Annotated in this window: 20 protein-coding genes and 1 pseudogene; 9 read left to right on the top strand and 12 right to left on the bottom strand. The window is 64.0% G+C overall.

Going from position 1 to position 19,425, the window contains the following annotated elements; genetic code table 11:
- Window positions 1-24: 24 nt before the first annotated feature.
- Both HUK73_RS10280 and HUK73_RS10275 read left to right on the top strand, forming a co-directional pair.
- Window positions 25-2,163 (top strand): RNA degradosome polyphosphate kinase, encoded by a 2,139-nt coding sequence (locus tag HUK73_RS10280; protein WP_176591815.1) that lies wholly within the window; start codon window positions 25-27, stop codon window positions 2,161-2,163.
- Between the two features lie 5 nt (window positions 2,164-2,168).
- Window positions 2,169-3,683, top strand: a complete 1,515-nt coding sequence (locus tag HUK73_RS10275) for a Ppx/GppA family phosphatase (protein WP_176591814.1) — start codon at window positions 2,169-2,171, stop codon at window positions 3,681-3,683.
- 62 nt (window positions 3,684-3,745) lie between these two features.
- Here the strand turns inward: HUK73_RS10275 and HUK73_RS10270 are convergent, their stop codons facing one another.
- The 4 genes and pseudogenes from HUK73_RS10270 to HUK73_RS10255 form a co-directional block, all read right to left on the bottom strand.
- Window positions 3,746-4,204, bottom strand: coding sequence for a DUF4279 domain-containing protein (locus HUK73_RS10270; protein ID WP_176591813.1), 459 nt, complete (start codon window positions 4,202-4,204; stop codon window positions 3,746-3,748).
- Window positions 4,205-4,912: 708 nt separating this feature from the next.
- Window positions 4,913-6,175, bottom strand: a pseudogene (locus HUK73_RS10265) (IS256 family transposase).
- Window positions 6,176-6,295: 120 nt separating this feature from the next.
- A complete protein-coding gene (locus HUK73_RS10260; protein ID WP_176591812.1) occupies window positions 6,296-7,096 on the bottom strand; it encodes a kinase in 801 nt (266 codons plus the stop codon).
- 5 nt (window positions 7,097-7,101) lie between these two features.
- Window positions 7,102-8,418 (bottom strand): hemolysin family protein, encoded by a 1,317-nt coding sequence (locus HUK73_RS10255; protein WP_176591811.1) that lies wholly within the window; start codon window positions 8,416-8,418, stop codon window positions 7,102-7,104.
- A gap of 154 nt (window positions 8,419-8,572) precedes the next feature.
- Here HUK73_RS10255 and HUK73_RS10250 point away from each other — a divergent pair, with 154 nt between their 5' ends.
- Window positions 8,573-9,253 carry an OmpA family protein gene (locus HUK73_RS10250; protein ID WP_176591810.1) on the top strand — a complete coding sequence of 227 codons (681 nt, stop codon included), beginning with the start codon at window positions 8,573-8,575 and terminating at the stop codon, window positions 9,251-9,253.
- Window positions 9,254-9,294: 41 nt separating this feature from the next.
- On the opposite strand, the gene HUK73_RS10245 is transcribed toward HUK73_RS10250, so the two are convergent.
- From HUK73_RS10245 to HUK73_RS10225, 5 genes are read right to left on the bottom strand one after another with little or no spacing between them, the layout of a single operon-like run.
- Window positions 9,295-9,912: a MarC family protein gene (locus HUK73_RS10245; protein WP_176591809.1), complete on the bottom strand. Its 618-nt coding sequence runs from the start codon at window positions 9,910-9,912 to the stop codon at window positions 9,295-9,297.
- Window positions 9,909-10,583: a hypothetical protein gene (locus HUK73_RS10240; protein ID WP_176591808.1), complete on the bottom strand. Its 675-nt coding sequence runs from the start codon at window positions 10,581-10,583 to the stop codon at window positions 9,909-9,911. Before HUK73_RS10240 ends, HUK73_RS10245 begins: the two co-directional genes overlap by 4 nt.
- Window positions 10,580-11,473 (bottom strand): bifunctional methylenetetrahydrofolate dehydrogenase/methenyltetrahydrofolate cyclohydrolase FolD, encoded by an 894-nt coding sequence (gene folD / locus HUK73_RS10235; protein ID WP_176591807.1) that lies wholly within the window; start codon window positions 11,471-11,473, stop codon window positions 10,580-10,582. Before folD ends, HUK73_RS10240 begins: the two co-directional genes overlap by 4 nt.
- Before the next feature lie 50 nt (window positions 11,474-11,523).
- On the bottom strand, window positions 11,524-11,859 hold the full coding sequence (locus HUK73_RS10230) for a DUF167 family protein (protein ID WP_176591806.1): 336 nt from the start codon (window positions 11,857-11,859) through the stop codon (window positions 11,524-11,526).
- Window positions 11,856-12,146, bottom strand: coding sequence for a YggT family protein (locus tag HUK73_RS10225; RefSeq protein WP_150291612.1), 291 nt, complete (start codon window positions 12,144-12,146; stop codon window positions 11,856-11,858). Before HUK73_RS10225 ends, HUK73_RS10230 begins: the two co-directional genes overlap by 4 nt.
- A 142-nt stretch (window positions 12,147-12,288) precedes the next feature.
- Here HUK73_RS10225 and HUK73_RS10220 point away from each other — a divergent pair, with 142 nt between their 5' ends.
- Window positions 12,289-12,816: a GNAT family N-acetyltransferase gene (locus HUK73_RS10220; RefSeq protein ID WP_176591805.1), complete on the top strand. Its 528-nt coding sequence runs from the start codon at window positions 12,289-12,291 to the stop codon at window positions 12,814-12,816.
- Here HUK73_RS10220 and argB read toward each other — a convergent pair whose 3' ends face one another.
- The 3 genes from argB to HUK73_RS10205 all read right to left on the bottom strand — a co-directional run bounded on the left by argB (window position 12,817) and on the right by HUK73_RS10205 (window position 15,760).
- Entirely contained in the window at window positions 12,817-13,734 is a 918-nt protein-coding gene (gene argB / locus HUK73_RS10215) for an acetylglutamate kinase (protein ID WP_176591804.1), read from the bottom strand.
- A 25-nt stretch (window positions 13,735-13,759) separates the two neighbouring features.
- The gene (locus tag HUK73_RS10210; RefSeq protein WP_176591803.1) at window positions 13,760-14,431 is read right to left on the bottom strand and encodes a queuosine precursor transporter; all 672 of its coding nucleotides are present in this window, start codon (window positions 14,429-14,431) and stop codon (window positions 13,760-13,762) included.
- Window positions 14,432-15,133: 702 nt separating this feature from the next.
- Window positions 15,134-15,760 carry a cytochrome c family protein gene (locus tag HUK73_RS10205; protein WP_176591802.1) on the bottom strand — a complete coding sequence of 209 codons (627 nt, stop codon included), beginning with the start codon at window positions 15,758-15,760 and terminating at the stop codon, window positions 15,134-15,136.
- Between the two features lie 187 nt (window positions 15,761-15,947).
- Here HUK73_RS10205 and HUK73_RS10200 point away from each other — a divergent pair, with 187 nt between their 5' ends.
- The 5 genes from HUK73_RS10200 (at window position 15,948) to HUK73_RS10180 (ending at window position 19,403) form a co-directional block, all read left to right on the top strand.
- A complete protein-coding gene (locus HUK73_RS10200; protein WP_176591801.1) occupies window positions 15,948-16,838 on the top strand; it encodes a prephenate dehydratase in 891 nt (296 codons plus the stop codon).
- Window positions 16,839-16,868: 30 nt separating this feature from the next.
- A complete protein-coding gene (locus tag HUK73_RS10195) occupies window positions 16,869-17,591 on the top strand; it encodes a sterol desaturase family protein (RefSeq protein WP_176591800.1) in 723 nt (240 codons plus the stop codon).
- 97 nt (window positions 17,592-17,688) lie between these two features.
- Window positions 17,689-18,600: a tetratricopeptide repeat protein gene (locus tag HUK73_RS10190; RefSeq protein WP_176591799.1), complete on the top strand. Its 912-nt coding sequence runs from the start codon at window positions 17,689-17,691 to the stop codon at window positions 18,598-18,600.
- A 15-nt stretch (window positions 18,601-18,615) separates the two neighbouring features.
- Complete coding sequence (locus HUK73_RS10185) at window positions 18,616-19,224, top strand: LON peptidase substrate-binding domain-containing protein (protein ID WP_176591798.1); 609 nt, start codon at window positions 18,616-18,618, stop codon at window positions 19,222-19,224.
- Window positions 19,221-19,403, top strand: coding sequence for a Trm112 family protein (locus HUK73_RS10180; protein ID WP_176591797.1), 183 nt, complete (start codon window positions 19,221-19,223; stop codon window positions 19,401-19,403). Before HUK73_RS10185 ends, HUK73_RS10180 begins: the two co-directional genes overlap by 4 nt.
- The last annotated feature ends 22 nt before the right edge of the window (window positions 19,404-19,425 follow it).

The raw sequence follows: 19,425 nt of genomic DNA, 5'->3' as shown, positions 1-19,425 counted from the left end.
TTCAGTCTGACCCATGAGAGAGACGTGGCCGAAGCTGACCCCTCTTCCAGCCTGACCCTGCCTGGCGACCGCTATTTCAACCGGGAGCTGTCCTGGCTGGCGTTCAATCAACGCGTATTGGAAGAGGCGATGAACCGCGCCCATCCGTTGCTGGAACGGCTGCGCTTCCTGTCGATTTCGGGCGCGAATCTCGACGAATTTTTCTCCGTACGCGTGGCGGGCCTGAAAGGGCAGCAGTTGCAGGATGTCGACCTGCGCTCGGCCGACGGGCTGACCCCGGTGCAGCAGCTGGCCGCCATTACCGAGGAAACGGCGCGGCTGATGGGCGCGCAGCAAAAGGTATGGGGGGCGCTGCACGGCGAACTGGCGAAGGTCGGGATCGAGGTGATCGGCCCGTCGAGCGCGCTGGATGCCCCTGACGAAAACTGGCTGCGCGAGCATTTCCTCAATCAGATCTTCCCGATCCTGACGCCCCAGGCGCTGGACCCTGCGCATCCCTTCCCCTTCATTCCCAATCAGGGGCTGTCGATCGTCTTCGATCTGGAGCGGCTGTCGGACAAGGCGTCGATTCGCGAGCTGGTGATGATCCCGTCCTCGCTGGCCCGTTTCGTGCGGATGCCGGGGGAAATCGCACGCTATATGGCGCTGGAGGCAGTGATCCGGCGCTTTTCCGCCGATCTCTTCCCCGGATACCGGGTGCGCAACAGCGGCGTGTTCCGCATCATCCGCGACAGCGATATCGAAATCGAAGAAGAGGCGGAGGATCTGGTCCGCTATTTCCGCAGCGCCATCAAGCGTCGCCGCCGCGGCCGCGTGATTCGCATGGAGATAGAGGAGCGCATTCCCGAGCCGGTCGAGGAGATGTTGCAGGACATGCTCCAGGGCCATGAGGCGATCATTGCCGAGGTCGAGGGTTTTGTCGGCATCGGCGACCTCAGCGGGATCGTGGAGGAGGATCGGCCCGACCTGAAGTTCGAGCCTTACGCCCCCCGCTTCCCCGAGCGCATCCGCGAATATGGGGGGGATTGTTTTGCCGCGATCCGGGCGAAGGACATTGTCGTCCACCATCCCTATGAAGCCTTCGACGTGGTGGTGTCCTTCCTGAAACAGGCGGCGTCCGACCCCGATGTGGTGGCGATCAAGCAGACGCTCTATCGCGCGGGCAAGCAGTCCGCGATCATCCGCGCGCTGATCGACGCGGCGGAGGCGGGCAAGTCCGTGACCGCCGTGGTCGAACTCAAGGCCCGCTTCGACGAGGAGCAGAACCTGATGTGGGCCGATGCGCTGGAACGCGCGGGCGTGCAGGTGGTCTATGGCTTCATCGACTGGAAGACCCATGCCAAGGTGTCGATGGTCGTCCGGCGGGAAGGGGAGGCGTTCCGCACCTACTGCCATTTCGGCACGGGCAATTATCACCCCATCACCGCGCGCATCTATACCGATCTGAGCTTCTTTACCGCCGACCCCTCCTATGGCCGGGATGCGGCGGCACTGTTCAACTACATCACCGGCTATGTCGAGCCGCAGCGGTTGGAGAAGCTGGTCATGAGCCCGCGCGACCTGCGCAACAGGCTGTGCGAGTTGATCGACATGGAGATCGAGCATGTCCGCGCTGGGCGGCCGGGCACGATCTGGGCGAAGATGAACTCGCTGGTCGATCCGGCGATCATGGAAAAGCTCTATGCCGCCAGCAATGCCGGGGTGCAGATCGACCTGATCGTGCGCGGCATCTGCTGCCTGCGGCCGGGCGTTCCCGGCATGTCGGAAAATATCCGGGTGAAATCGGTCGTCGGCCGTTTCCTGGAGCACAGCCGCATCACCGTGTTCGGCAATGGCAAGACGCTGCCCAATAACGGCGCGAAGGTCTATATCAGCTCGGCGGACTGGATGCCGCGCAATTTCGATCGGCGCGTGGAGTTTCTGGCGCCGGTCGAGAATCCGACCGTCCACGATCAGATATTGGATCAGGTCATGGTCGCCAATCTCATCGACACCGAACAGAGCTGGGTATTGGACAGCGAGGGCCAATATCATCGCGTGGAGGCGACCGACCGGCCGTTCAACCTGCACCGCTATTTCATGACCAACCCCTCGTTGTCGGGCCGGGGCGCGGCGTTGGATAGCGAAGCGATTCCAACCCTGCGTTTGCGCGGACGGGCCTGAACCTCATGAATTCCATGCTGAGTCAGGTCCGGGCCATCGCGGAAACGATGGCCACCTCGCCCGAACATGCGCGGGCGCGGACGGCGATCATCGATATCGGCTCCAACAGCGTGCGTCTGGTCGTCTATGACGGGCCGCGCCGCATTCCCTTCATCCTTTTCAATGAAAAGGTGATGGCGGGGCTGGGCGCGTCGCTGGGGAAGACAGGACAGATCGAGCAGGACGCGATGGAACGCGGGCTGCGCGCCGTAGGGCGCTTCGCCCATCTCTGTCGCGAAATGGATGTGGAGGAGGTGCGCTGCGTCGCTACCGCCGCCGTGCGCGACGCGGACAATGGTGGCGAATTCATCGAGCGCGCCGCCGCCATGGGGCTGACCGTCGATCTGCTTTCCGGCGGACAGGAAGCTGTGGCGGCGGGCCATGGCGTACTGTCGGGGATTCCCGGCGCGAACGGCATCGTTGGCGATTTGGGCGGCGGCAGTCTGGAACTGGCCCGTGTGCGCGACGGGGCGGTGCATGAGACGATTTCCCTGCCGCTGGGGGTGCTGCGCCTGCCGCAGATCCGGGCGAAGGGCTCGGCGGCGCTGGAGCGGCAGGTCAGGAAGATGCTGGACAAGGCCGGCTGGCAGGCGGAGCCGGGCCTGCCCTTCTACATGGTCGGCGGGTCATGGCGCGCGCTGGCGCGGTTCGACATGGAACTGACCCATTTCCCGCTTCCGGTCGTGCATCAATATGAGATGCCCGCCGAGCGTGCCGGACAGCTTAGCCGCATCATTTCCCATGTCGACAAGGCGCGGTTCAAGGATATTCCCCAGATCACCGGATCGCGCGTGCCGACCTTGCCCGACGCTGCCGCGATGCTTTCCGTCATCGTGCGGCAGTTGAAATCGAGCAGGCTGGTGGTGTCGGCCTATGGTCTGCGCGAAGGGCTGTTGTTCGGAGATTTGCCGCCCGATATCCAGAGGCACGACCCGCTGCTGGTCGCCGCCGAGGCCGAGGGGGAGGCGCAGGCGCGCTTTTCCGGCCATGGCGACATGATCGAGCGCTGGATTTCTCCCCTGTTCATGGAGGATGGCAGCGCCTGGCGGCGCATCCGCCGTGCGGCCTGCCTGCTGGCCGATGTGGGCTGGCGGGCCAATCCCGATTTCCGGTCGGAACGCGGCGTCGAGATCGCGCTCCACAGCAACTGGGTGGGTATTGCCGCGTCTGAGCGCGCGATGCTGGCGCAGGCCCTGCACAGCAATTTCGGCGGCGGGGTGTCTACACCACCCGGCATCGAGCGGCTGGCCCCGCCCGAGGCGCTGAAACAGGCGATGCTCTGGGGGCTGGCGATCCGCTTGGGGCAGCGGCTGTCGGGCGGTGTCGAAGGACCGCTGCTGGCGTCGCGGCTGGAGATGGAGGGCGATGTCCTCGAATTGCGGCTGCGCGGCGTGGACGTCGATCTGTTCGGCGAAGCGGTGGAGCGGCGGCAGCGGCAACTGGCGCAGGCCATGGGGGTGAAGTATCGGCTGGCTTGGTGAGGATTGGGGTGGAGAGGGGACCGCCGGGTTCTAGCCTGCGCCGCTATTTATGGGACAATCCTCTATTGGATCGTAGGTTCACCCAATCGCTGTGCAAGCCAACTATCAACGATCACCGAGAGGCCGAACGGGATATTCAGTGCGCGGAAAATCTCTAATGCATCGGGTTCGACCCTGAATCCAGAAGCTCCATTGTTCGACCTGTAGCCGCAAAATACATCTATTTCGGCTTCAAGCGAACGCAGATATTCTACATGGGGCTGGACCCAACGCCACAGTTCGCGAAGGTGCACCGAAAGTTCAGTTTCTTCTGGAATGGCAGCGGTAAGATGCCACGCGTCAGTTAGGTAAGGTCGAGAATTGGGCCTACGCCTGTCGCCCTTGCGATGTTGATGTGAAGGTTGCGTTCCGATGCGCCGCGTAATTTCTTCATTCGGCAAACTATTCCCGTGAATGCGGAGTGTAGCGCTATAGGCGAAATAGCTCGGCTCTGCCTCTTCATCTGGGGATGAGTTCTGCATCCCTCTATGTAGCCGATCACGGACGGCATCCGTCAATGACTACTTTCAGCGAGAAGGTACAAGCTTCTGAACAGCGAAAAATGGTGTGCGCCGTGCAAAGGCGGCACTTTTCCAGTGGGTGAAAGGCCCACCCGGCGATGCTCCAGCCGGAAGCAACCGGGGCAGGCATGGAGGTGACGATATGTCTGAAGCCCCCGGATGACGGTCACGTAGGTGATCGTGCGAGCGTACAGGCCGTAACGTGAGTGAACGCTGAGCAATCCTCGAAAATGCCGATGTGCAGGCCGACCCGTCAACCTTTACGGGGAAGGCTGATATGGATGGGCGAGTCTGAGCGACGTTCGAGCCCGTCTACTGCACCGGGGTAGTGGCGACAGCATGTACGCAAGGAAAGTGCACGCAACACGGGAAGCCCCATGGCGTGCCGAGTGATCGGCAACCGGACGCTCGCGAGGGATGGGAAGGGCGCGATGGGGTGGCGGAGAGGCCCGTAGTACCGAGGAAGCCGGGTAATGCCGGTGGAGGGAAGGAGCCTCAGTTCAAGATGAACGCAACAAGTGGTGAGGGGCAGGAGATTGGGAAACCTATCAACTCGGCAAAAGCGTCCAGAAACTGCAGAAGGCGTTGCACGCGAAAGCGAAGGCAGAAGCCGGCTATCGTTTCTACGGGGACTGTCATGATTTCCGTGTGCGGCGAGGCGGTTGACCATCAGGCCGTCATGGCCCTGATGAAGCGTTCGCCGAAGAGAACGGCAAATTGAGCCTTCGCCATGTTCCACTCGCGCGGCGGCATTTTCCACTCTTTCTCCGATCGGTTCAAGATCAGATAGAGAAGCTTGGTTGCCGCCTCATCTTTGGGGAAATGGCCCCGCGCACGAACAGCGCGTCGCAGCTTGGAGTTCAAGGCCTCGATGGCATTGGTGGTGTAGACGATCCGCCTGACTTCGTCGGGGAAGGCGAAAAATGGAATGACCTCGGGCCATGCCCGGCGCCAGCTTTGGCCGATGGCGGGATAGCGCTGTCCCCAGAAGCTCGCTTCGAAGGCCGTCAGCGCTTCCTCGGCGGCCGCGGCATCGACGGCACGGTAGATGGCCTTCAGGGCCGTCCCGAGCGCCTTGCGGTCTTTCCACGCCACGAAATCCATCGAGTTCCTCAGCAGATGGACAATGCAAGTCTGGACCATCGCTTCCGGGAAGACGGCGGTGATGGCATCGGGGAAGCCCTTCAGCCCGTCGACGACCGCCAGCATGATGTCCTCGACGCCGCGGTTGCGCAGTTCGTTCATGACGCGCAGCCAGAACTTGGCACCTTCATTTTGCTCCAGCCATAACCCCAGGACGACCTTGGTTCCGTCGGCCATGACGCCCAGGGCAATATGGATCGCCTTGTTGCGGACCATGCCTTCGTCGCGGATCTTGACCCGGATCGCATCGAAGAAAACCAGCGGATAGGCTGGATCCAGCGGGCGTTGCTGCCAGGCCGCGACCTCCTCCAGCACAGCGTCCGTGATCGTGCTGATCAGGTCGGGCGAGGCCTCGATGCCGTATAGTTCGCGCAGATGCCCGGCGATCTCACGGGTACTCATGCCGCGCGCGTACATCGAGATGTCTCGTCAGCAAACGATCCCCCGGATCGTTTGCCAATCCTCGATGTCGTCGAAACCGGGGAAACGGCGCTGGTATTTGGCGATCAGCTGCGGATCGAAGCTGCCGGCCCGATCGCGCGGCACCTCGATCTCGATCCGCCCACTGTCGGTCGTCACCGTCTTGCGACCATAGCCGTTCGGGCTGTTGCCCTCTTGCTCCTGCTGGCCAAGATGGTGATCCATCTCCGCATTAAGCGCCCGTTCGGCCAAAGCCTTCTTCAGGGTATCAAGCAGGCCGCCCTGGCTGAGCGCCGCGGCCGCGTCAGTGCCGCCCAGCAGCTGATCGAGAATGTCGTTTGGTATCGATGGTTCTTTGCGTCGTGACATATTGGGTCTCCTTCTTACCCATTATGCCTCGCCGCACACGGAAATCATGACAGTCCCTGGCAAGCCCCACAGGCGCGCCGCACGACACCGCGCCACCTCCTGACTCTACCGAAAGGCGCCTTACTTCTCCCGAACGCCCAACACTCGCCGTTCTTCATCCAGCGCAATCACCAAATCCGCGCGGCCCGGCATTTCGTCCAGCACATGCCGGGTCAGCCGCTCATAATGCTGGATGAAGCGCATCACTTCGGCATCCGACATGCCCTTCCCCGCGTCGCGGCGCAGTTCCCGTTCCTGCTGCGTCCGCCAGCGCCGGACAATCTCGAAGCCCGGCGCCGCCAGCATCGCCAGCCGATCCAGCCGCCCGAACAGCGCCTGATAGTCGCCCGCCAGCGTCCTATTGACGAAAGCGCGCCAGACGCCCCCGGCATCTTCCTCCCGTTCCAGCGCATTGACCGGCGACTCCAGCGCCGCATCCTCCTGCGGCCGTGCCCCGACGCACCAACCCTCCAGCAACAGCAGTCGCGTCCCTGCCGCCGCCCGCTCCCATCGATCCTCGGGCAGGCGGTCGTCCAGCGCCTTGTCGAACCGGGGCAGCAAGGCCGTCTCCCCCCGTTCCAGCGCGTCGATCACCCGCAGGCCCAGCGCCACGTCATGCGTCCCCGGCACCCCGCGCGTGCGCAACAGCGGATGGACCGATCGGCCCAGCGCCTCCCGCTCCGCCCGCGTCAGATAGAGATCATCGATGGACAGGATCGCGACCGGCATGCCGTCGCGCTCCAGCCGCTGCCGCAGCCCGGCCGCCAGTGTCGATTTGCCGCTGCCCTGCGCCCCGCACAGCCCGACCGTCAGCAATCCGCCGCGCTCTTCCAGCGCCCGCCTGACCAGCCCCTCGACCGCATCCAGCGCCGCGCCGGTCATGACGATCAGCGCGCCGCAACCAGCAGCTTGTCGATCTTGCGGCCGTCCATATCGACAATCTCAAAGCGCCAGCCCTGATCCTCGATATAATCGCCCACCTCAGGCAGCCGCTTCATCAGCCACAGGGCATGACCCGCCACGGTCGCATAATCGCGGTCCTCGGGCAGGTCGATGCCGATCCGTTCCGCCAGCAGGTCCACCGGCATCTGGCCCGACACCAGCAGGCTGCCATCCTCCCGCTCGACCAGATCCGGCTCATCCTCGCTGTCGAGGTCCGACACGAAATGACCGGCAATGGCCGACAGCAGGTCGGCGGGCGTCGCAATGCCTTCGAAATGGCCATATTCGTCATGGACCATGACCATCGGCACCTCGGCACGGCGCAACACTTCCAGCGCGTCCATCGCGTCGACCTGATCGGGCACGACCTCGACCTTGCGCATCAACGCTTCCAGATCCAGCCCTTCGCCCCGGAACAGCGCCGTCATGATGTCGCGCGCCTGCACGACGCCGATAATGTCCTCCACCGTGCCTCGGCCCACCGGCAGCCGGGTGTGCGGCGTATCGAGCAGCTTGGCGCGAATCGCCTCTTCATCGGCATGAATGTCGATCCAGTCGACGTCCATGCGCTGGGTCATGACTTCGCGCACCGGGCGGTCGGCCAGACGGACCACGCCCGAAATGATCGCGCGCTCGCTTTCCTCGATCACGCCGGACTTGCTCGCCTCGGCCACGATCAGGTGCAGTTCCTCCGCCGTCACATGACTGTCCGATTCGCGGGTCAGGCCCAGCAGGCGGAAGATCAGCGCGCTCGACCCGTCCAACAGCCACACGATGGGCGCGGTGACCTTCGCGAGCCACAGCATCGGCCCCGCCACCAGCACCGCAATCGGTTCTGGCGCGCGCAGGGCGAACTGCTTGGGCACCAGCTCACCGATAATCAGCGAGGCATAGGTGGTGAGGCCGATCACCAGCACAAAGCCGATATGCTGCGCGACACTGGGCGACAGGCCCAGCATTTCCAGCCGCTCGCCGGTCGGGCCGCCCAGGCTGGCCCCCGAATAGGCGCCCGCGACGATACCGATCAGGGTGATGCCGATCTGCACGGTGGACAGGAATTTGCCCGGATCGCTCGCCGCCGTCAGCGCCGAACGCGCGCCGCGCCGTCCCGCTTTCTCCATCGCCTGAAGCCGCGGCTTGCGGGCGGAAACGATCGCCAGTTCCGACATGGCGAACAGGCCGTTCAGCGCCACAAGCGCCAGAATGATGATGAGGTCGACCCAGGGAAAGGGCGTCGGAGCGTGCGGGGGGATATTGGCCATGGTGGTCAACGGCCATCTATAACCTTGATTCTTACAATTTCACAACCGTTCCATCAGCCACAGTTCAGTTCGCCTGTGGAACAAAGGCCCCCGCTCAACCATTAGGGGGTGCATTCGTCCCGTTCGGGTGCACGAGAAAGGGAAATCACAATCCATGCGGAATTTTCATCGCATCATCGGCGCGGCAGGTCTGGCCGCCATGTTGGCCACCACCGCCTGCACCACCGATCCCAATACCGGCAATCGCACCATTTCAAAGGCCGCGATCGGCGGCATCGGCGGCGCGCTGGGCGGCTATCTGCTGGGCGACCTGGTCGGCGGGCGGCATGACCGCACCGAAAAGATACTGGGCGCAGGCATTGGCGCGGTCGCAGGCGCGGGCATCGGCGCCTATATGGACGCGCAGGAACGGAAATTGCGGGAAGAAACCGCCGGCAGCGGCGTGGACGTGATCCGCGACGGCGACAATCTGCTGCTGCGCATGCCGTCGGGCATCACCTTCGCCACCGACAGTTCGGCCGTTCAGCCGCAGTTCCAGCCGACGCTGAACGACGTGTCGTCGGTGCTGGCCCAATATCCCAAGACCTATATCGACGTATACGGCCATACCGACAGCGACGGCACGGACGCCTATAATCAGGCGCTTTCCGAACGGCGGGCCCAGGCCGTGGGCGATTATCTGACGACCCATGGCGTCCAGTCGGCGCGGATCGCCACGCGCGGCTTTGGCGAAACCCAGCCGATCGCCTCCAACGCCACGGCGGAAGGCAAGGCATCCAACCGCCGCGTCGAAATCAAGATCGCGCCGGTAACGGAGCAGGACGTCCGTAGCTAAGCTTTGAAAACGGCGCGCTCCGTACGAGCGCGCCGTTCCGTTCAGAAACTCGCCTTCAACCCGTCGATCACGAACTGCGCGGCCAGCGCCGCCAGCAGCACGCCGAGCAGCCGGGTGATCACCGCCTCGATCTTCGCGCCCAGCAGCGCCATGATCGGCCCTGCCGCCAGCAGCGATCCCAGCATCAGCGCCAGCGTCACGACCACCGCGCCGATCACCACCATGCGCTCGCCCAGCCCTTCGGCCCGCGACATCAACAGCATGACCGTGGCGATCGATCCCGGCCCGGCGATCATCGGCATCGCCATGGGGAAGACGGACACATCCTCGACCTCCGGGGTTTCCGCGATCTTCTGCGCCCGGTCTTCGCGCCGCTGGGTGCGTTTTTCGAACACCATGTCCATGGCGATCATGAACAGCATGATCCCGCCCGCGATGCGGAAGCTGTCCAGTTCGATCCCGAGCACGCCCAGCAACTGCTTGCCCCAAAGGGCGAACAGCAGAAGAATCGCTGCCGCGATGCCCACGGCGCGGATCGCCATGCTGCGCCGCTGCGCCATGGTCGCGCCGGTGGTCAGGCTGGCATAGATCGGCGCGCAGCCCGGCGGGTCGATCACCACGAACAAGGTGACGAAGGCCGATATGAACAATTCCATCATGCGCCCGCCGCCACCCTGTCGTCGATCACGGTTTCATAATCGGCGCCGTTCCACATGCGCACGGTCACGCGACGGCTGCCATCGGTCGCGACATCGGCGGTCCAGCTCAGGCTGTCGTCCTTCGGCGCGGGAGGCATGTTTCCCTTCCCCGGCTTGCCGCCGGGCGGCGGTCCGGCCGGGCGGGGGGCTTCGCCGCCATGGCCGCGTTTGCAGGTTGCGACCTTGCCGATCAGATATTCCGGTGCTTCACGAGCGACGGCGAGCGTGTCGCCATGGTCCATGATCCACTTCCAGACGCCCTTCTTGTCGCGCTGCCAGATGGTGGTGAAATAGCCGACCGATCCATCGGGCCGCTTCCAGCCGCCGGTGCTGGCCGCCAGATTGCCGTCGCAGGATACGTAGATGGTGGAGGGCGCCCAACTCACCGCAGCAGGTGGATCGGCGCGGCCCTTCAGCCATTGTTTCGCCAGCACGCGCTGCGGCACGAACATCACCGCTTCCTCCGCAGCCGTCTCGCGGAAGGCGGTCCATTGCCCCTTTTCCTGCGCCAGCCGGTTGAAGGCAATCTCGGCAGCAAGGACGGAGCTGGGATCAGGCTGATAACGCATTGGCGGGCGCGCACCCATCAATGCCAGCAAGGTCAGGACAAGAAACGCCGGGCGCGCCTTCACAGCCCCTCCGGCTTGGTCAGTCCCGCCCGTGCATGAGCCGCCACCAGCGTATTGCGCAGCAGCACGGCAATGGTCATCGGCCCGACCCCGCCCGGAACCGGGGTGATGGCGCGGACATGGGCCAAAGCCTCCGCCGTCGCGACGTCACCGACGATCCGGCTCTTGCCGTCTTCCGTATCCGTGACGCGGTTGATGCCGACATCGATCACCGTGGCGCCGGGCTTGATCCATTCGCCCTTCACCATCTCGGCCCGGCCCACCGCCGCGACGACGATGTCGGCGCGATGCACAACAGAGGCCAGGTCCCGCGTGCGGCTATGCGCGATCGTGACGGTGCAGTTTTCCGCCAGCAGCAGTTGCGCCATCGGCTTGCCCACGATGTTGGAGCGGCCGACCACGACCGCTTCCATACCCGAAAGATCGCCCAGCTCATCCTTGAGCAGCATGATGCAGCCCAGCGGCGTGCAGGGCACCAGCGCCTCTTGGCCCGTCGCCAGCAGGCCGGAATTGACGACATGGAATCCGTCGACATCCTTGGCGGGACTGATGGCGGCGATCACCGATGCTTCATTGATATGGGCAGGCAACGGCAACTGGACGAGAATCCCGTCCACCCGCTCGTCCGCATTCAGTTCCTCGACCAGATCGAGCAGTTCCTCCTCGCCGATCCCGGCGGGCAGTTTGAACTCCATGCTTTCCATGCCCACGGCGACGGTCATCTTGCCCTTGTTGCGGACATAGACCGAACTCGCCGGGTCCTCACCCACCAGCACCACGGCCAGCCCCGGCTTGCGCCCGGCCTTTTCGATGAAGGCGGTGACGCCGTCCGCGACCTTGCCGCGGAGCGTCTCTGCGAACGCCTTGCCGTCAATGATCTTGCCGATGGTCATGATGCTTCACCCTGTTCCTTGATAATGGCGGAAAGCCGGGCACTTTGGTTTTACCGCATTTCCCGAGTCGTCAGATGATCCCATCTGACTTGGAAATGCTCCAGTGCCAACGCTTCACCCCCACCCTTGATCCGCAGCCGCTTTAGCCGGTTGGTATCGCCCGATTCCAGTGAAATCGCGCTGCGCGGCCAATCCAGCCACTTGCCCAGCAGCGCGATCAGCGCCGCATTGGCCTTGCCCTTTTCCGGCACGGCGCGCACCCGCGCGCTCAGCCACATGGCGCCCTTTTCGTCTGTCCAGACGCCGCCGACCTCTTCCTTCGTCGCGCCCGGCGTCAACCGGACGGACAGCAGCAGATCGTCGCCGTCCCGGCTCCAGACCGTCACACCAGCCCGAACAGCGGCGGCAATATGGCCTGACGAATGATGAGGATACCCAGCAGCACGACCATGGGCGACAGGTCGAGCGCCCCCAGATCGGGCAATATCCGGCGGATCGGATTGTAGATCGGCGCCGTCATCCGATCCAGCGCGACCATCACGGTACGCACGAAATCATTGGAAAGATTGACGACATTAAAGGCGATCAGCCAGCTCATGACGGCCTGGATGATGATGATCCACCACAGCACATCGAGCAGGATGACGATGATCTGATAGAGGGCGTAGGCCATGCAGTCTCCGAATTGATTGGGATTTGCTCTAGCCGAGGGGAGTGGCGCTGGACAAGCGGCCAACCGGATTATTCCACCAAATGCAGGGCTTGTTCGGCCAAGAGCATGGATTCCGCTGCCTCCGCCGCTATAGCCTGCCTCCATGGACTTTCGCGACGCCACCCTTGAAGACGCTCCGCTGATCGCCGCCTGTCATGTGGAAAGCTGGCGCAGCGCCTATGCCCATTTCATGGACCCCGCCTATCTCGCCGGCGGCATAGAGGCGGAACGGCTGGCCCACTGGACGCAGCGCCTGACCGCGCCGTCCCCCACGCAACGGATCATCATCGCGGAAGAGGGCGCTCGGCCGATCGGTTTCACCTGCCTGATCGGCGCCGATCATCCCCGTTGGGGAACCTTGGTCGACAATCTCCACGCCCTGCCCGCCGCCAGGGGTAAGGGGTTGGGCAGCGCCTTGCTGGCCGAAGCGGCACGTTGGGCGCTCCAACGCTTCCCGCAAGACGGTCTCTATCTCTGGTGTTATGCCGACAATCACGCCGCGCGCGGTTTCTATGCCCATCGCGGCGGGCTGGTCGTCGAAAATACCGCAAAGCCCGGCCCCGACGGCAGGACATTGCCGGAACAACGTTTCCACTGGGCCGATCCGGCAGTCCTGCTCAAAATGGGCTGATCACCGGCGCACTAAAGTACCCGCGCCCCGGTCGGTGAAGATTTCCAGCAGCATCGCATGCGGCACCCGCCCATCGAGGATGACGGCGGCGTCCACCCCGCCTTCCACCGCACGCACGCAGGTTTCCAGCTTCGGGATCATGCCGCCGCTGATCGTGCCATCGGCCTCCAGCCCCTTGATCGCTTCGGGATCGAGGTCGGTCAGCAACTGCCCCTGCTTGTCCAGCACGCCCGCGACATCGGTCAGCAGGAAGAAGCGCGACGCGCCCAGTTCCGCGGCGATCGCGCCCGCCATGGTGTCGGCATTGACATTATAGGTATGGCCATCCGCGCCAATCCCCACCGGCGCGACCACGGGAATGATGCCGTCCCGCGACAGCGTGTCGAGGATGCTGCGGTCGACCTTCACCGGATCGCCGACGAAGCCCAGATCGACATTGCGCTCGATCCCCGAATTGGGGTCCGCCTCGCGCTTGCCCAGCACCTTTTCGCAGACGACCAGACCACCGTCCTTGCCGGAAATGCCGACCGCACGACCGCCCGCGCCCGCAATCCAGCCGACGATTTCCTTGTTGATGGAACCAGCCAGCACCATTTCCGCGATCTGCGCGGTTTCCTTGTCGGTGACGCGCAGGCCGCCGATGAACTGCGATTCGACACCCAGTTTCTTCAGCATCGCGCCGATCTGCGGCCCGCCGCCATGGACGACGACGACATTGATGCCGACCGCCTTCATCAGCACCACATCTTCCGCGAAATCGCGTGCCGCCTCGGGATCGCCCATGGCGTGGCCGCCATATTTCACGACGAAGGTCTTGCCCGCATATCGCTGCATATAGGGCAACGCTTCGACGAGGGTTTCAGCCTTGGCGAGAAGGGCCGGGTCCGGGGCATGCTTGCTGTTCATGCGCGGGCGCATAGTGCTTTATGCACGCCATCGCAAGTTAGCGGTCGAGCCGTCGCCCCAGCGCCACCAGCGCATAGATGATCGGCGGCACAAGAATGGCCGACAGCGTGACCTTGGCCAGCATCTGCCCCAGCAACAGTTCACCGATGGGAAATACGCCGTAAAAGGCAATGGAAACAAAGAGAAGCGTGTCCGCGATCTGCGACAACATGCTCGCCACCGCCGCGCGCAGCCAGAGCAGGCGGCTCCCCTCCCGCCCCTTGAGCATCGCGAACAGGGTCACGTTCAGCGTCTGCGAAACGCCATAGGCGATGATCCCGCCCAGCCAGATGCGGGGCGTGCCCCCCATCATCAGCGCGAAGGCATCACGCCGCGCCGGGTCCATGTCGCTCGCCGCGGGCACGGACAACACCACGATCGACAGCAGGATAGAGGCGATCAGCGGCAGGAAACCCACCTGCACCAGCCGGTTGGCGGTGGCGCGCCCGTGCAGTTCGGCAACGGCGCTGGAAATCGTCACCAGCAACAGGAAGGCGAAAATCCCCGCCTCCACCGCCAGCGGGCCCAACCCGAACATCGGCCCGATGGCGGAGAGCGGTCCCAGCGTCACCTGCTTGTTGCCCAACACGCCCGCAATGCAGACCATGCCGCCATAGAAGATCGAAAAGACGAAGAGCGAACGCGCAATCGGCGCGGAATGGGAAGCCATAGCCGGCACTTAACGGGATTTCACAAGGGTGGAAAGAGTGCCGCGTGAAACGGGTGTGTCGTCGGATTGGCGACCAACGGCAGTCATTGCATTCCAGCATCGGTGCTGCCGAAAGCTGACATTGACCCCGCGAAGGCTTTGATTAGCGTGAGAGCATGTTCAGAAAGCGGCTCCTTCTCGTTGCCCCGATCCTAATCGGCGGATGTTCGGACATTTGCGGAAACACTGTAGTTTCCCGAGTGCTATCGCCTGACGGGAAGCATGAAGCCATCATGTTTCAGCGGGATTGTGGGGCCACAACCGGCTTCTCCACTCAGATTTCCGTTCTTGAAGCTGGAAAACCAGCATCGGGAAGCGGCAACGCTTTTGTGGCAGATGACGGCCACGGGACAGCGCGGGCCGGTGACTGGGGTGGACCATGGGCAGAGGTAAAATGGCTGGCGGCCGACCATCTACTTATCCGATACGCTGACCAATCTAGAATTTTTGACCGAAGCGATAATGTCGGAGAGGTCGCAGTCTCCTATCAGGCTATCGGCAACTAATCAAAATTCTGAACGATAAGCGGTCTGTCTGCCATCCACCCGCTCGGTCATGGAGGTGGGGGCTGCCGCGATAAACAGGCCCACTAAAAGCGTCGGGCGCAGCAACCAGTGCCGCGCCCGTCATAACCTCGACCCGGATGGGGCCGTGGATCAGTGCTTATTTGCCGGTGGCGGCGTTCGCGGCGGGGGCCTCTGCCGCATTGGCGGAGGCGTTGGCTGCCGCGACATTGTCGCCACCTGCTGCGGCCGGGGCCGCGTCGGCGGCGGGCAGCGGCAGGTTCGAACCCTGCTTGTTCAGCCAGGCGATCAGATTCGCGCGATCGGCCGGATTGCCCAGGCCCGCGAAGGTCATCTTCGTGCCGGGAGCGAATTCACGCGGGGATGTCAGCCAGTGGTCCAGCGCTTCGAAGGTCCAGTTGCCGCCCTTGCTCTTGAGCGCGTCGGAGAAGGCGAAACCGCCCTTGCCCTGACCGATACCCTCGCCAACCGTGGCGTAAAGATTCGGGCCGATGCCGTTGGCGCCACCCTGATTGGCGGTGTGGCAGGCGGCGCACTTGGCGAACACCTTCTCACCCGCCGCGACGTCGGCGCTGGCGAGCAGGGTGTTGAGGCCGGGGCCGGCGGCCGCGGCGCCCGCGCCCTCGGCTTCGACGCCTTCGATGGTGTAGCCCATCTTCTCGGGCCGTTCTTCATGGAAGAATTTGGAACTGACGATCGCGCCGCCCAGCGCGACGATACCTGCGAACAAAGCCCAACCAGCAGCGGTGTTGAAACGATCGCCCATTCGCTCGGATTCCCCTGGATCTGTTCTGGGCGCTTGTGTTCGCGTCCCCTCTCGGTGGGATGCCATAATGGCGCAAACGCGAACGCGCAAGCGTTGGAATGACGGGAAGTGGCCTGCTTTTCGCGGGGTTGCATGTTCATGGATGCTTGCGCGGGCGCGATGGAGTGAATAAGCGCGCTTCTCATCCATGGAAAACTATCCCGCCCCCGCCCGCGTTCTGGTCGCGGAAATGGCCGCGAAGGCCGCCGCCGATCCGGCCCGTGCCGTGTCCTTTCAGGGTGCGCCGGGCGCCAATTCGCACCTCGCCGCGTTGGGATATGCGCCTGATTGCCAGCCCTTGCCCTGTTTTGCGTTCGAGGATGCGATCGATGCGGTGAGGAATGGTGAGGCTGCGCGGGCGATCATCCCGATCGAGAACAGCCTGCACGGGCGGGTTGCCGACATGCATTTCCTGCTGCCCGAATCCGGGCTGCACATCATCGACGAATATTTTCTGCGCATCCGGCATTGCCTGATGGCGCCCGACACCGCGCCGGTGAAAAGCGCGATCAGCCATCCGCAGGCGCTGGGCCAGTGCCGCCATTATCTGCGCGAGCGGGGCATTCAGCCGGTCAGCTATGCCGATACGGCGGGCGCGGCGGCTCTGGTGGCGGAGACGAAGGCGGCGGGTGAGGGGGCGATCGCGCCCTATCTGGCGGCGGAGCTGTACGGCCTGCGGCTGGTGGCGGAGAATATCGAGGATAGCGACGACAATATGACGCGCTTCCTGGTGCTGGCGCGCGAGCCGAAGATGCCAGCGGCGGGCGTGGGCCCCGTCATGACCACCTTCCTGTTTGAGGTGAAGAATATCCCCGCCGCGCTGTACAAGGCGATGGGCGGCTTTGCGACCAATGGCGTCAACATGACCAAGCTGGAAAGCTATCAGCGGGGTGCCAGCTTTGCCGCGACGGAATTCTACTGCGATATTGAGGGGATGCCCGGCGATCCGGCGGTGGACCGGGCGTTGGCGGAGCTGGAATTCCACACCAAATGGGTGCGGATGCTGGGCAGCTATCGGCAGGCCAGACCGCGCACGTGACCGGGGCGGCGGGGCTGCTATAGTCCTGCCATGGCCGCCGCGATCATCCTGTCCGCCCTGGCGATGAGCGCCATTGTCGGCGTGCGCTATCTGTTGGCGAGCGGCGGTTTCGCGCTGGCGACGCGGATGCGCAGGCCGGGGCTGTATCGCGGGCTGGACCGGCAGATTCGGCGGGAGATTGGCTGGTCGCTGGGTTCCGCGCTGATCTACGGTATTCCGGCGGGCGTGGTCGCCTGGGGCTGGCAGGCGCAGGGCTGGACGCGAATCTACAGCGATGCCGGCGCTTTTCCGCTCTGGTACTGGCCGCTTTCGGTGCTCCTTTATCTGGTGGCGCATGATGCGTGCTTCTATTGGACGCATCGCTGGATGCACCGGCCCCGGCTTTTCCGCATCGCTCATGCGGTGCATCATGCCAGCCGCCCGCCGACGGCCTGGGCGGCGATGAGCTTCCATCCGTGGGAGGCGCTAACGGGCGCCGTGGTGATTCCGGCGCTGCTTTTCCTGATCCCGATCCATGTGGCGGCGCTGGGCGTGGTGCTGGCGATCATGACGGTGATGGGGGGCAGCAACCATATGGGCTGGGAGATGTTTCCCCGCTGGATGGTGCGGGCCCCGCTGGGCCAATGGCTGATCACTGCCAGCCACCATCAGCGGCACCATGAGCGATATTCTTGCAATTACGGGCTTTATTTCCGTTTCTGGGATCGGTTGTGCGGGACCGACCGGGGATTGGGCGGCTTCGATGCCTCCTGATCTCCGGCGGATCTCTCTTGTGCCAAAAGGGTGACGCCCCACATAAGGCGCTGTATGAGGGCGGCGAGTGACCGCATTTGCAGCAGGAGATTATGTAGTGGCGACCCTTGGAATGAGCGAGGCCGACAAGGCATCGGTGGAGACGTTCCGCCGCGATGTGGTGGAGCCGTCGCGCACCCAGTTGGTGATCGTCGATTTCTGGGCCGAATGGTGCGGCCCCTGCAAGCAGCTCGCCCCCGTGATCGAGAAGGTCTGCGCCGATTATGCGGCCAAGGGCGTGAAGCTGGTCAAGATCAACGTCGATGAGGACAAGTTCATCGCCGCCCAGTTCCGGGTCCAGTCGATCCCGACCGTCTATGCGGTGTTTCAGGGCCAGCCGGTGGCGGACCTCAGTCAGGCGCGCACCGAGGGGCAGCTCAAGCAATATCTCGACCAGTTGCTGAGCCAGCTTCCCATCGAATCCGACGAGAAGGCGCAGTTGCAGGAAATCGCGCCGCTGATCGCCATGGGCGAGGAAGTGCTGGCGGGCGGCGAGGCAGAGCGCGCTCTGTCCGTGTTCGAGCAGATTGCCGAAATGGTGCCGGACAATGCCGATGCCGCTTCGGGTCAGGCGCGGGCGCTGGTGGCGCTGGGACGGCTGGACGAAGCGGAAGCGGTTCTGGCCGCGCTTCCGGCTGATGTGGCCAAGGATCAGGCGGTGGAGCGCGCCCGCGCGGCGATTGCGCTGGCCCGCGATGCCAGGCCTGTGTCGGACCTGTCCGGGGTGGAGGCGAAGGTGGCCGCCAATCCTGATGACCATGAGGCGCGCTTCGAACTGGCGGGCGGGTTGATGGCCAATGGCGACCGCGACCGGGCGGCGGAGGAACTGCTGGAACTGGTGCGCCGCGACCGGGCGTGGAACGACGGCGCGGCGCGGGCGCAATTGCTGAAGCTGTTCGAGGCGACGGGGCTGGAAGATCCCTGGGTCGCGGCGCAGCGGCGCAAGCTTTCCCAGATCCTCTTTTCCTGATCGAAGGAGGCGGCAATGGCGCGCGTCTCGATCTTTCCCCTGACCGGTGCGCTGCTGTTGCCGGGCATGGAACTGCCGCTGCACATTTTCGAGCCGCGCTATCAGGCGATGATCCATGACGCCATGGCCCGCGACCGGCGCATCGGCATGATCCAGCCGCGTGAGGAAGGGGTCAAGCCGGCGCTGTTCGACATAGGGTGCCTGGGCCATATCACCCAGATCGAGGCGCTGGAGGGCGGTCGCTACAATATCCTGCTGAAAGGGCTGGCGCGGTTCCGCGTGGTTCGGGAGCTGGATGTGCCGACCGCCTTTCGCCAGATTGAGGCGGATGTGGAGCCGATCGACCAGGAGGATGAAATCCTTTCCGCCGTCGAGCGGGCGGCGCTGGAACTGGAGTCGCGGCGCTTTGCCGATGCGCTGGGCTATGTGGTGGACTGGACGGCGGTGTCGCGGCTCGACGACATGGCGCTGGTGAACGGGATCGCGCAGATCGCCCCCTTCGATCCGGCCGCCAAGCAGACCTTGCTGGAGGCGGACAATCTCAGCGAACGGGCCGACCGGATCATTCAGCTCATGCAGATCGTCGGGCGGATCGAGCGCAATGGCGGAGCGACGATGCAATGACGGACGGGCTTGATCCGGCGTTGATCGCCAAGCTGGCCTGCCCGGTGACGCGCACGCCGCTGCGCTGGGATGCGGAACGCAGCGAGCTTGTGTCGGAGGCGGCGGGCTTGGCCTTCCCGGTGCGGGATGGCGTGCCGGTGCTGGTGGTCCGTGAAGCCCGTGCTATCGAAAATGAGTGAAAAGGGGCCGGTCCTTGCTGGA

The sequence above is a fragment of the Sphingobium sp. EM0848 genome (genome assembly GCF_013375555.1).
GTDB lineage: Bacteria > Pseudomonadota > Alphaproteobacteria > Sphingomonadales > Sphingomonadaceae > Sphingobium.
This window is presented reverse-complemented; position numbering and strand designations above follow the sequence as displayed.